Origin of the sequence: Xanthomonas rydalmerensis, assembly GCF_033170385.1 — a bacterium.
Classification (GTDB): Bacteria; Pseudomonadota; Gammaproteobacteria; order Xanthomonadales; family Xanthomonadaceae; genus Xanthomonas_A; species Xanthomonas_A rydalmerensis.
Map to the genome: position 1 here is coordinate 2,876,927 of NZ_CP126170.1, position 12,586 is coordinate 2,889,512.

At 69.0% G+C, this 12,586-nt stretch carries 13 protein-coding genes; 2 read left to right on the plus strand and 11 right to left on the minus strand.

The annotated features are described in order from the left end of the window. Positions 1–54: 54 nt before the first annotated feature. The 11 genes from recX to rlmE form a co-directional block, all read right to left on the minus strand. Positions 55–549, minus strand: a complete 495-nt coding sequence (recX, locus tag QN245_RS11955; RefSeq protein ID WP_184643208.1) for a recombination regulator RecX — start codon at positions 547–549, stop codon at positions 55–57. Between the two features lie 115 nt (positions 550–664). After that, positions 665–1,702, minus strand: coding sequence for a recombinase RecA (recA, locus tag QN245_RS11960; protein WP_160964901.1), 1,038 nt, complete (start codon positions 1,700–1,702; stop codon positions 665–667). A 196-nt stretch (positions 1,703–1,898) separates the two neighbouring features. Continuing rightward, the gene (gene lexA / locus QN245_RS11965; protein WP_184643210.1) at positions 1,899–2,534 is read right to left on the minus strand and encodes a transcriptional repressor LexA; all 636 of its coding nucleotides are present in this window, start codon (positions 2,532–2,534) and stop codon (positions 1,899–1,901) included. A gap of 346 nt (positions 2,535–2,880) precedes the next feature. Then, on the minus strand, positions 2,881–4,557 hold the full coding sequence (gene ubiB / locus QN245_RS11970) for a 2-polyprenylphenol 6-hydroxylase (RefSeq protein ID WP_160965205.1): 1,677 nt from the start codon (positions 4,555–4,557) through the stop codon (positions 2,881–2,883). 34 nt (positions 4,558–4,591) lie between these two features. After that, complete coding sequence (locus tag QN245_RS11975; RefSeq protein WP_048489001.1) at positions 4,592–5,086, minus strand: CinA family protein; 495 nt, start codon at positions 5,084–5,086, stop codon at positions 4,592–4,594. 156 nt (positions 5,087–5,242) lie between these two features. Continuing rightward, positions 5,243–6,568 carry a ribosome rescue GTPase HflX gene (gene hflX, locus QN245_RS11980; RefSeq protein ID WP_184448511.1) on the minus strand — a complete coding sequence of 442 codons (1,326 nt, stop codon included), beginning with the start codon at positions 6,566–6,568 and terminating at the stop codon, positions 5,243–5,245. Positions 6,569–6,594: 26 nt separating this feature from the next. Further along, entirely contained in the window at positions 6,595–6,870 is a 276-nt protein-coding gene (hfq, locus tag QN245_RS11985) for an RNA chaperone Hfq (RefSeq protein WP_010341316.1), read from the minus strand. Between the two features lie 106 nt (positions 6,871–6,976). Beyond that, the gene (gene miaA, locus QN245_RS11990) at positions 6,977–7,927 is read right to left on the minus strand and encodes a tRNA (adenosine(37)-N6)-dimethylallyltransferase MiaA (protein WP_317843280.1); all 951 of its coding nucleotides are present in this window, start codon (positions 7,925–7,927) and stop codon (positions 6,977–6,979) included. Beyond that, on the minus strand, positions 7,927–8,829 hold the full coding sequence (gene folP, locus QN245_RS11995; RefSeq protein WP_317843281.1) for a dihydropteroate synthase: 903 nt from the start codon (positions 8,827–8,829) through the stop codon (positions 7,927–7,929). The genes miaA and folP overlap by 1 nt, the downstream gene beginning before the upstream one ends. Before the next feature lie 281 nt (positions 8,830–9,110). Further along, positions 9,111–11,048 carry an ATP-dependent zinc metalloprotease FtsH gene (ftsH, locus tag QN245_RS12000; RefSeq protein WP_184448514.1) on the minus strand — a complete coding sequence of 646 codons (1,938 nt, stop codon included), beginning with the start codon at positions 11,046–11,048 and terminating at the stop codon, positions 9,111–9,113. Between the two features lie 71 nt (positions 11,049–11,119). Beyond that, a complete protein-coding gene (rlmE, locus tag QN245_RS12005) occupies positions 11,120–11,752 on the minus strand; it encodes a 23S rRNA (uridine(2552)-2'-O)-methyltransferase RlmE (protein ID WP_017910618.1) in 633 nt (210 codons plus the stop codon). 66 nt (positions 11,753–11,818) lie between these two features. Here rlmE and yhbY point away from each other — a divergent pair, with 66 nt between their 5' ends. Beyond that, complete coding sequence (yhbY, locus tag QN245_RS12010; RefSeq protein WP_160964913.1) at positions 11,819–12,124, plus strand: ribosome assembly RNA-binding protein YhbY; 306 nt, start codon at positions 11,819–11,821, stop codon at positions 12,122–12,124. A 19-nt stretch (positions 12,125–12,143) separates the two neighbouring features. Then, on the plus strand, positions 12,144–12,518 hold the full coding sequence (locus QN245_RS12015) for an Mth938-like domain-containing protein (RefSeq protein ID WP_160964915.1): 375 nt from the start codon (positions 12,144–12,146) through the stop codon (positions 12,516–12,518). Positions 12,519–12,586 lie beyond the last annotated feature (68 nt).

A 12,586-nucleotide genomic window follows, 5' to 3' on the forward strand; every position in this document is an offset into this window, starting at 1 on the left:
GGCGCCCCGGAAACCGGACAAGACAACTCGCCAAGGGTAGCAGGCCCGGCCCGCTCAGTCCTCCGCAGCGTCGCGCACGGCGGCGCGGATGCTATCCCCATCGAAACCGCGCCGCGCCAGCAGATCGGCGGCCTTACGCTGCTGCGGCAGATCCATCGCCCCGGCAGCACCGAAGCGGCGCCGGACCAGATCGCGGGCGTTTTCGGTCCAGTCGCCCTCGAAGGCGCCCATCGCGGTGGCGATGGCCTCGCTGTCCAGGCCGTGGGTGCCAAGCTCGGCACGGATATGCAGCGGGCCGTAACCTGCCCCGGCGCGGCTGCGCACCAGCAGTTCGGCGAAACGGCCGTCGTCCTGCCAGCCCTCGCCGGTCAAGCGCTCCACCGCTTCGGCGGCGGCGTCGGCTTCCACCCCACGCGAACGCAGTTTACGGGTCAGTTCCTTGCGCGAATGCTCGCGCCGCACCAGCAGGCCCAGCGCCTTCTGCAACGGAGTCTGCTCCGGTTGCCGGCGACGCCGGCGTGGTGCTTCTTGTCCCTGTTCGTCGCTCATGGGCCATGCCACCCCATTCAAATGCGCCGTCCCTGGCGCGCGCCCTCCTGGTTTGCTCAAGACTGCCGAGGGAGACAAGCGGCACTGACTCCACCGCTCCCCCGGCAGAAAACCATTACGCGTCGGCGTCTTCCGCCTCGGCCTCGCTCGGCGCGATTTCCGCGGGCTGGAACTTCTCGCGCAGCTCGCTTTCCAGCTTCGCCGCCACCTGCGGGTTGTCGCGCAGGTACTGGCGAGAATTGTCCTTGCCCTGGCCGATGCGCTCGCTGCCGTAGCTGTACCAGGCACCCGCTTTCTCGACCAGCTTGGCTTCCACGCCCATGTCGATCAGTTCGCCTTCGCGGCTGATGCCCTCGCCGTACAGGATCTCGGTGATGACCTGCTTGAACGGCGGCGCCAGCTTGTTCTTGACCACCTTGATCTTGGTCTGGTTGCCGATGATCTCGTCGCCCTTCTTGATCGCGCCGATGCGGCGGATATCCAGGCGCACCGAGGCGTAGAACTTGAGCGCGTTGCCGCCGGTGGTCACTTCCGGGCTCTGGCCCGGCATCATCACGCCGATCTTCATGCGCAACTGGTTGATGAACACCACCAGAGTGTTGGAGCGCTTGATGTTGCCGGTGAGCTTGCGCAGCGCCTGGCTCATCAGGCGTGCCTGCAGGCCCGGCAACTGATCGCCCATCTCGCCTTCGATTTCGGCCTTGGGGGTCAGCGCGGCGACCGAGTCGACCACCACGATGTCTACCGATCCCGAGCGCACCAGCATGTCGGCGATTTCCAGCGCCTGCTCGCCGGTGTCCGGCTGCGACAGCAGCAGCTCGTCGACGTTGACGCCAAGCTTGGCGGCGTAGATCGGATCAAGCGCGTGCTCGGCGTCGATGAACGCGGCAGTGCCGCCGTTCTTCTGACACTGGGCGATGGCCTGCAGGGTCAGGGTGGTCTTGCCCGAAGATTCAGGACCGTAGATCTCGACCACGCGGCCCTTCGGCAGGCCGCCGATGCCCAGCGCGATGTCCAGCATCAGCGAGCCGGTCGGAATCACTTCCACTGCTTCGATGACGCGATCGCCCATCCGCATCACCGAGCCCTTGCCGAACTGCTTCTCGATCTGGCTCAGGGCGGCAGCGAGCGCGCGCTTCTTGTTCTCGTCCATTGTGGTGTCCTTGGAAGGTGAGGAGGATTTGCGGAGTGAGGTCAATGTAAAGGCCTGGTATCGCACGGACTGAGACAGTGCGTGGCGAGATGAAAATAATTCGTCCGGACCGGGCTGCGGCAGCGGCGAATGGCGATGTCTGGGGTCGGAAAAGTCCGGCCGGCACTGTAGTGCATGCCCTGCTCCCGGTACGGCATCAGCGGTTGGGACGCAGCAGGCCGCAGTACAGGCCTTCGATGGCGAACTCCTGGTCCGGCAACACCTCGATCGGCGCGTAGTCCGGATTGCGCGGCAGCAGGCGGATGCGGTCCTTGCCGATCTTCAGCAGCTTGACCGTGATCTCCTCGTCGATGCGCGCCACCACGATCTGCCCGGAACGGGCATCGCGGGTGCGATGCACGCCGATCAGGTCGCCGTCGAAGATGCCTTCGTCGCGCATGGAGTCGCCCTGCACCTTCAGCAGGTAGTCCGGCGCCGGCGAGAAGAACACCCGGTCCAGCACCACGAAGTCGTCCGAACCGATGTCCGCGCCGATCGGCAGGCCGGCCGCGACGCGCCCGAGCACCGGCAGGCGCAGCACGTCGGCGCTGTCCACCTGCGGCGCCGGTGCCGGCGCGGCGGCCCCACCGATCAGGCGAATACCGCGCGCCTGCCCGGGCACGCGGCGGATCGCCCCGGCCTGTTCCAGCGCTTCCAGGTGGTATTGGGCCGCGCGCACGCCTTTGAAGCCGAAGGCACGGGCGATCTCGGTCTGCGATGGCGGCACGCCATCGTGTTCGATGCGCTCGGCGATCAGGTCGAGGATCGCCTGCTGGGTTTCGGTGAGGTCCATGGTTAGTAGTAATACTACTAAATCGACTGGCGAGCAACTGGCGTGTGGGTCCGGGGTGCCGGCGGACAGCGTCGCCGGCCGCTGCGGCTGGGCGGCGCGACAGTCTGCGATGGCAGCCCATCATTGGCAGATGCGTCGCGGCCTCTCGCGTTCTTCCAGGTCGTTACAGAGTGTCGGAGCGATGTGTGCCGAGCGACTTGGTTACATCGTGTCGGGGCTGAAGCCCCTCCCACAGGGGGGACGCGCGCGCCGGCACTCCTGTGGAAGCGGTTCGATTGGAAGCGGCGCGATGCTTGGCCAGCAGTCTCGACGCCTGCGGCGGACCGCGCTCGAAGGCTCGCGGCGCTCAGCGCCCGCTGCGCCAGATCGAAAACAGGATCCACACCCCCGACAGCGCTGCGCCGACGAAGCCGCAGACGCCGATGGCCAGCAGCCAGCGGCTGGAAATGCCGCCGACGCTGTTCATCACGATCGACGAACCGATGATCAGCGCGGCGGTGACGATACCCATGGTCAGACGGTTGGCGGCGCGGTTGACCTGGTCGCCGAAGCCCTTCAGCGAGCCGGTCTCCACGTTCAACTGCAGGCGTCCGCGTCGCGCCGCCTGCAGCAGCCGGCGCGTATCGCGCGGCAGGTCGCCGAGCAGTTCCAGCGCGCCCAGCACGGTGCGGCGGCCGCGCCGGGCCATCGCCCGCGGCGCGAACCGCTGCAGCATCACCCGCTCCAGGTACGGGGCGGCGGCGCCGGCCATGTCGAAGTCCGGATCGAGCTGGCGCCCCACCCCTTCCAGGGTCAGGAAGGTCTTGATCATCAGCGCCAGGTCGGCCGGCAGCGCCAGCGCGTGCTGGCGCAGCAGCGCGGTGACGTCGCCGAGCATGGCGCCGACCCGCAGGTCCTTCAGCGGCACGCCGCGGTACTGGTCGACGAAGGCGGCGATCTCCAGTTGCAGGCGCGCCTCGTCGACCTCGACCTCGCCGTCGGTCCACTCCAGCAGGATGTCGGCGACCGCCTCGGCGTCCTGCGTGACCAGGCCGTGCAGCAGTTGCACCACCTGGTAGCGGCGCTGCTCGGAAATGCGCCCGACCATGCCGAAGTCGATCACCGCGATGCGCTCGCCCGGCAGATAGAAGATGTTGCCCGGATGCGGATCGGCGTGGAAACAGCCGTCCTCCAGCACCATCTTCAGCACGATCTCGGCGCCGGTGCGCGCCAGTTGCCGCCGGTCCAAGCCGGCGGCTTCGACTCCGGCCAGGTCGCGGCCGCCGATGCCGGCGACGAAGTCCTGCACGTTCAACGTCTCGCAGGTCCACTGCCAGTGCACCCGCGGGATCACGATCTCGTCGTGTCCCTGGAAGTTGGCGGCGATGCGCTCGGCATTGCGGCATTCGCCGGCGAAATCCAGCTCGCGGCGCAGCGACAGGGTGAACTGGTGCACCACCGCGGCCGGGTGGTAGCGCTTCAGGTCCGGCGCGCGCGCTTCGACGATCTCGGCCAGCCGCGCCAGCAGCCGCAGGTCGGCCTCGATCACCTCGCGGATACCGGGGCGGCGCACCTTGATCACCACCGCGGTGCCGTCGTGCAGCCACGCCCGGTGGGTCTGCGCCAGCGAGGCGGCGGCCAGCGGAGTTTCCTCGAGCCTGGCGAAGATCGCCGTCGGCTCCTCGCCGAGCGCCTCGATCAACTGCGGCAGGATCTGCGGATAGTCCAGCGCCGGCGCGGCGTTCTGCAGTTCGCCCAGTTCGTCGATCCACTCCGGCGGCAGCAGGTCCACGCGCGTGGCCAGCACCTGGCCGAGCTTGACGAAGGTCGGGCCGAGGTCCTGCAGCGCGCGCCGCACCCGCTGCGGCGCCGACATGCGCAACATCTCCTCGGCGTTGTGCCAGTGCAGCAGGCGGCCGGCGCGTTCCAGCACGTCGGCCATGCCGATGCGCCGGACCACGTCGCCGAACCCGTAGCGGATCAGCACCGAGGCGATTTCCTGCAGGCGTCCCAGGTCGCGGACGGTGCTCAATGCCTCCCACATCGCGCTCATCCTCGGGGAAGGCGCGCGGCCACGATCACAACAGCGCGTCCAGACCGCGCAGGGCCGCGGCCACGGTCTGCCGGCGCACCGCGTCGCGGTCGCCCGGGAAATGGAACAACTGCGCGCTGGCGTAGCCGCCGCGGCGCTTCCAGCCCAGCCACACGCTGCCGACCGGCTTGTCCGGCGAACCGCCGCCAGGGCCGGCGATGCCGGTCACCGCGACCGCGACGCTGGCGCCTGAATTGACCAGCGCCCCGGAGACCATCTCGATCACCGTCTCGCGGCTGACCGCGCCGTGATGCTCCAGCGTCTGCGGGCGCACGCCCAGCAACGCCTGCTTGGCCTCGTAGCTGTAGGCGACGATGCCGCAGTCGAACCAGGCCGAGGACCCGGCGACGTCGGTCATCACCTTGGCGATCCAGCCGCCGCTGCAGCTTTCGGCGGTGACCAGGCGCTCGCGCGCGGTGCGCAAGCGGTCGCTGAGCGCGGTGGCCTGTTGCAACAACTCCGAATCGGTGGGAAGCGTCATGGCACAGCTCGGGAAACCAGTGCGCTTTGTAGCCCAATTCGCCGTGGCTGTCGCGCCTGTGCGCGCCGGCGGATGGCCGGCCGTCAGCCAACGCGGCGCATGGGCCGCGGCCGCGCCGGCCCGCCCGCGTCGACCGTGGCGACGCCGACGCGACACTCAGCGCCGTTGCCACTCCTCCTGCTCGCGCGGAGGCAGCAGCGCGCGGATCGGCGCGCCGTCGTCGGCGGCGGCCAGGCGCTCGGCCTCGGTGATCGGAATGTCCACCTGCAGCAGCCAGCCATCCTCGTCGGCCTGCTCGCTGCGGATCACCTGCAACTGGTGCAACTGCGAGCGCAGGCGTCCGGCGCTGGGCGGCAGGCGCAGGCTGCCCTGCACGTGGCGCAGGCCCAGACGCTGGCCGAGCACGTGCTGCAGCAGGTCCAGGCCGCGCCCGTCGCGCGCGGAGATCCACACCCGCTCGCGCCGCGCCGTGTCCGGCACGCCGTCCTGCGCGTCGTGGCGCACTTCGGCGCCGTCGATGCGGTCGATCTTGTTGAACACCAGCAACTGCGGCAATTCGCCGGCACCGACCGCGTGCAGCACCTCGTCGACCTGGGCGATGCGCTCCTCGCGCAGCGGGTCGGCCGCGTCGACCACATGCAGCAGCAGATCGGCCTCGCGCGCCTCGGACAGGGTCGAGCGGAACGCCGCCACCAGTTCGTGCGGCAGGTTGCGCACGAAGCCGACGGTGTCGGCCAGCATCGCATTGCCGCCGGGCAGCGCGATGCGCCGCACGGTCGGGTCCAGGGTCGCGAACAACTGGTCGGCGGCGTAGGCCTCGGCGCCGGTCAGCGCATTGAACAGGGTCGACTTGCCGGCGTTGGTATAGCCCACCACCGCGATCCGCGGCAGTTCGCTGCGCACGCGTGCACGGCGCATCTGGGTGTGCTGTACCTCAACCTTCTCCAGCCGCTTCTGCAGTTGCTCCACCCGCTTCTGCAGCAGGCGGCGGTCGGTTTCCAGCTGGGTTTCGCCGGGGCCGCGCAGGCCGATCGAGCCGCCGCGCTGGCGCTCCAGGTGGGTCCAGCCGCGCACCAGGCGCGTGGCCATGTGCCGCAACTGGGCCAGTTCGACCTGCAGCTTGCCTTCGTGGCTGCGCGCGCGCTGGGCGAAGATGTCCAGGATCAGCCCGGTGCGATCGAGCACGCGCCGCTCCAGGAGCTTCTCCAGGTTGCGCTCCTGGCCGGGACTGAGCGCGTGGTTGACCAGCACCAGATCCGCGCCGCTGGCGTCGGCGGCGGCCTTGACCTCCTCCAGCTTGCCGCTGCCGATCAGCGTCGCCGGACTCGGCTTGTCGATGCGCGCGGTCACGGTGGCGGCGATGCTGGCACCGGCCGAGCGCGCCAGATCGGCGAACTCCTCCAGCACATCGTCTTCCAATGGTCCGCCCGCGTAGGGCTGGATCAGCAGTGCGTGTTCGCCGCGGCGTGACCGATCAAACACCCGCGGCTCCGCGCTTGGCTACCGAACTACTCGACTTCATCATCACCCGCACTGCCACCTTCGTTCTGCTGCACATAACCGCCGCCGGGCCCCACGCGCACGTTGCGCGCCGGCACCACGGTGGAAATGGCGTGTTTGTAGACCATCTGGCTGACGGTATTGCGCAGCAGGACCACGAACTGATCGAACGACTCGATCGTGCCCTGCAGCTTGATGCCGTTGACCAGATACACCGAGACAGGGACCCGTTCGCGACGCAACGCGTTGAGGAAAGGATCCTGCAAGGATTGCCCCTTGGACATGCTTGACTCCCAAATTATTGTTTTTATGGTCCGGGACGGCACTGCAGCTCCCCTGCCGTGGTCCGGAACGTCGATGGTACACAACCGCGGGCGCCAGCGGCGCCGATCAGCCGAGGAAGTCGTCCAGCGCGGCCCGCAGGTGCCCGGCGTCGCGAGCGGGGTCGAACCAGCGCGCGTCCTGCTCGCCGCGCAGCCAGGTGAGCTGACGCTTGGCCAGCTGCCGGGTGGCGGCGATGGCGCGGGCGCGGAAGTCGGCCGCATCGCCAACGCCGTCCAGGTACTCCCAGGCCTGGCGGTAGCCGACCGCGCGCACCGCCGGCAATTCCAGCGGCTGCGCCACCGCCTGCATCCCGGGCAGCGTACGCAAGGCGCGCACTTCGTCGAGGAAGCCCTGCCCCAGCATCGCGTCGAAGCGGGCTTCGATGCGTCCATGCAGCACGGCGCGATCGGCCGGCGCCAGCACCAGTTTCAGCACCCGCAGCGGCAGCCGCGGCGGGCCCGGATCTGCCTGCCATGCACTGATCGGCCGGCCGCTGAGCCGGTACACCTCCAGCGCACGCTGGATGCGCTGGGCGTCGCCAGGACGGATCCGCTGCGCGGCCAGCGGGTCGATCCGCTGCAGTTCCGCGTGCAGCGCCGCCCAGCCTTCGGCCTGGGCCTGCGCAACCAACGCCGCACGCACCTGCGGGTCGGCCGCCGGCATCGGCGCCAGCCCCTCCAGCAGCGCCTGGAAGTACAGGCCGGTGCCGCCGGCCAGGATCGGCAGGCGGCCGCGGGCGACGATCGCCTCCAGCGCAGCGCGCGCGTCGGCGGCGAACTCGGCCGCCGAATAGGCCTGCCAGGGATCGCGCAGGTCCAGCAGATGGTGCGGCACCCGCGCGCGCTCGGCCGCATCGGGCTTGGCCGCGCCGATGTCCAGGCCGCGGTAGACCAGCGCCGAATCGACGCTGACGATCTCGCCGCCGCAGCGTTCGGCCAGGACGATCGCCGCGGCGGTCTTGCCCGAGGCGGTCGGGCCCATCAATGCGATCGCGCGCGGGCGCCGGTCGGCCGCCATCAGTCCTCGTCCGGCCAGCGGATCGTCGCCGGGGACGACGTGGCCGCACGCGGCAACGGCACCGCCTGCAGCGCCTGCCAGACCTTCAGCGCGTCGACGGTGGCGGCGACGTCGTGCACGCGCAGCAGCATGGCGCCGCGTTGCGCGGCCAGCAGATGCGCGGCGACCGAGCCGGCCACCCGCTGCTCCGGCGCCTCGCGCCCGGTCAGCTCGCCGATGCTGCGCTTGCGCGACAGGCCGGCCAGCACCGGCACGCCCAGCTCGACCAGCCGCGCCAACTGCGCCAGTAGCTGCAGGTTGTCGGCGGTGCTCTTGCCGAAGCCGAAGCCCGGATCGACCACAAGACGCCGCTTGTCGATGCCGGCCATCTCCGCAGCGAAGATGCGCTCGGCCAGGAACCGGTGCACCTCGCCGACCACGTCGTCGTAGCCGGGCGCGCTGCCGGCGGCGTAAGCATCGGCGGGCATGTGCATCAGCACAACCGGTACCCCGAGTTCCGCGGCAACGTCCAGCGCGCCGGGCTGCCGCAGCGCCTGCACGTCGTTGATCATGCCGGCGCCGGCGGCGACCGCGGCGCGCATCACCTCCGGCTTGAAGGTATCCACGCTCAGCGGCAACGCGGTCTGCGCGGCCAGCCGCTCGATCACCGGAATCACCCGCCGCAGTTCCTCTTCCACCTGCACCGGCGTCGCGCCCGGGCGGGTCGACTCGCCGCCGATGTCCAGCAGGTCGGCACCCTCCGCGGCCAGGCGCAGGCCGTGCGCCACCGCCGCGTCCACGCTGGCATGCGCGCCGCCGTCGGAGAACGAATCCGGGGTGACATTGACGATGCCCATCACCCGTGGGCGATCGAGCACGAGCCGGTGGGCGCCGCACTGCAGGCTGGGCGAGGTGTCGAACATCGGTGGGTCTCCTGGTGGTGGCCGTGGCAGGCGGCGGGACGGCGCTGGCAGCGCCATGCCGCATCCGCCGCACACGCAGGGCGGCGGCCGCGTGCGACGGCATTTCCGCGGCACGCACATCGCATCGACGCGACGAACCGCGGCCAGCGCAGCGCCATTGTCGCCCACGCGCGCGCAGGCGGCGAGTCGGCATGGGACGATGCGATCGGCCCCGCACCGCTGCCAACAAAAAAGCCAGGGATCGCTCCCTGGCTTTTTCGGTGCCTGAAAGACCGACGCGTTTACACCTGTTCGGCAGGCCCGGCGATCGGCGGCAGCGGACGCGAATTGCCCTTGTCGTTATTGCCGCCGTCCTTGCCGGATCTGTTCCAGCCCATCGGCGGCGGCGGATCGCGGCCTTCCATGATCGCCTCGATCTGCGGCGCGTCGATGGTCTCGTACTGCAGCAGCAACTGCGACATGGTGTGCAGCTTGTCCAGATTCTCGGTGAGGATCTGCGTGGTCTTCGCATACGCCTTGTCGAGGATCGACCGCACCACTTCATCGATGCGACGCGCGGTGTCGTCGGAGACGCTCTTGTGCTGGGTCACCGAACGGCCCAGGAACACCTCGTCGTCCTCCTCGCCATAGGCGATCGGGCCAAGCTCGTCGGACAGGCCCCACTTGGTGACCATGTTGCGCGCCATCTTGGTCGCACGCTCGATGTCGTTGGACGCGCCGGTGGTGACCTTGTCGGTGCCGAAGATCAGCTCTTCGGCGACGCGGCCGCCGTACAGCGAGCACAGCTGCGACTCGATCGCCACGCGGTTCATCGAGTACTTGTCGCCTTCCGGCAGGTACATGGTCACGCCCAGCGCGCGGCCGCGCGGGATGATCGTGACCTTGTAGACCGGGTCGTGCTCGGGCACCAGCCGGCCGACGATGGCGTGGCCTGCCTCGTGATAGGCGGTGAGCGTCTTCTCGTCCTCGCTCATCGCCATCGAGCGGCGCTCGGCGCCCATCAGGATCTTGTCGCGGGCGCGGTCGAAGTGGTCCATGCGCACTTCCTTGACCGACTCGCGCGCGGCGAACAGGGCCGCCTCGTTGCACAGGTTGGCCAGGTCGGCGCCGGAGAAGCCCGGCGTGCCGCGCGCGATCACCATCGGCTCGATGTCGTCGGCCAGCGGCAGCTTGCGCATGTGCACCTTGAGGATCTGCTCGCGGCCGCGCACGTCCGGCAGGCCCACCACGACCTGACGGTCGAAACGGCCCGGGCGCAACAGCGCAGGATCCAGCACGTCCGGACGGTTGGTCGCGGCGATCACGATCACGCCCTCGCCGCCTTCGAAGCCGTCCATCTCCACCAGCAGCTGGTTGAGGGTCTGCTCACGCTCGTCATGGCCGCCGCCCAGGCCGGCGCCGCGGTGACGGCCGACCGCATCGATTTCGTCGATGAAGATGATGCACGGCGCGTGCTTCTTGGCCTGTTCGAACATGTCGCGCACGCGGCTGGCGCCGACGCCGACGAACATTTCCACGAAATCCGAACCGGAGATGCTGAAGAACGGCACCTTCGCCTCGCCGGCGATGGCCTTGGCCAGCAGGGTCTTGCCGGTACCCGGCGGGCCGACCATCAGCACGCCGCGCGGGATCTTGCCGCCGAGCTTGGTGAACTTGGTCGGATCGCGCAGGAAGTCGACCAGTTCGCCGACCTCTTCCTTGGCCTCGTCGCAACCAGCGACGTCGGCGAAGGTGATCTTGATCTGGTCTTCGCCCTGCAGCTTGGCGCGCGACTTGCCGAAGGACATCGCGCCCTTGGCACCGCCGCCACCGCCCTGCATCTGGCGCATGATGAACAGCCAGAAGCCGATGATCAGGATGACCGGCAGGAAGTTCAGCACCAGCGACCAGAAGCCCGGGCCGTTGGCCGGCTTCTGCCGGGTCATCTCCACGTTCTTGCTGTACAGCACGTCGACCAGCTTGTCGTCGCGCGGCCCGTAGACCGTGCCTTCGCTGTTGTCGGTGCGCTTGAAGCGGATCGCGGTGACCGACTGCCCGGTGTCGTCGGTGAAGTCGACCGACTTCACCCGCCCGGCGTCCACGTCCTTCAGGAACTGCGTGTAGGTCACGGTGTCGCTGCCCGGGCCGCCCGCGAGACGCGGCGAGAAGCTCTGGAACACCACCATCAGCACGACGGCGACGACTACCCACAACAGCAGATTCTTGGTCAAGTCGTTCATCCTCATTGGCTCCGGTGTCCCTTCAACTCTGTCTCGATGCGTGGCATTGCGGGTTCAGCCTTGCGTTCAGCTTACTTGATCTGGGCGCGCTTGCCCTGTCCGAGGGCGTAGACCTCCGGCGAGCGCTTGCGCGACGCGGCCGGCTTGCGAATGGTCACCTTCTCATAGCGGCGGCGCATGTCGCGGATGTAGTCGTCGAACCCCACGCCCTGGAACAGCTTGATCAGGAACGCGCCATTCGGCTTCAGGTGGCTGTCGGCGAACGCCATCGCCAATTCCGCCAGATGCATCATCCGCGGCTGGTCGACCGCATCCATTCCGCTCTTATTGGGGGCCATATCCGACAGCACAAGGTCTACCGGGGTGTCGCCCAGCATGGCCTCGAACTGCGATAGCACCGCGTCCTCCCTGAAGTCACCGTGAAGGAACTCCACGCCGGCCAGCGGCGGCATCTCCAGGATGTCCAGGGCCAGCACCCGGCCGCGGTCGCCCATCGACTTGCGCACCTGCTGCGACCAGCCGCCCGGGGCGGCGCCCAGATCGACCACCACCATGTCCGGCTTCAGCAGCCTGTCGCGCTGCAGCAGCTCCTCCAGCTTGTAAGCCGCGCGCGAGCGCATGCCTTCGGCCTGGGCCTTCTTCACGAAGGGATCGGCGAAATGTTCGCGGAGCCAGCGTTGGCTGCTTTTGCTGCGGGTGGCCATGGACGCACGGTCGGAAGGGGCAGCCATGATACCCTGATCGCCCTTGCCAACCCTGCTCCCACCTGCATGTCGATCAGCCTGACCTCGGCCCAGAACCGCTTCCTGCGCGGCCTGGCCCACGACCTCAAACCCCTGTTGCAGATCGGCAGCAAGGGCGTCACCCCGGCCTTCCTGGCCGAACTGGACGAGGTGCTGGAGCGCCACGAACTGGTCAAGGTGAAGGTCGGCGGCGACGACCGCGAGGCCCGCGACGCCGCCATCGGCAGCCTGGTGGAGCAGTCGCACAGCGCGCTGGTGCAGCGGATCGGCCACACCGCGATCCTGTATCGCCCGGCCAAGGAAGACCGGCAGATCGTGCTGCCGCGCGCCTGAGCGCGCCTCCGGTGACCCCATGCAACTGACCCAGGACCTGCCCGACTACGCCTACGCCCTGCGCATGGCCGACGGCCGCCAGGCCAAGGTGAACGACCGGCTGCTGACGCGCAGCTTCATCCTTGCACCGGATACCCTGGTCGAGGACTGGCAGGCACTACCGGCCGGCGACCTGCAGCCGCAGCATCTGCAACCGCTGCTGGAACTCAACCCGGCCCTGGTGATCCTCGGCACCGGCGAACGCCAGGTGTTTCCGGCCGCGGCGGTGATGGCGCTGTTCCTGACCCGCGGCATCGGCATCGAGGTGATGAACAACGCCGCCGCGGCGCGCACCTACAACGTCCTGGCCGCCGAAGGCCGGCGCGTGGCGGTCGGGTTCCTGCTCGAAGGTTGAGGCGGAGCATGCCTGTGGACTGCGGCCCACGCAGTCCGCTGCCGTCCTTTCATCTGGGCTGCTTGAGC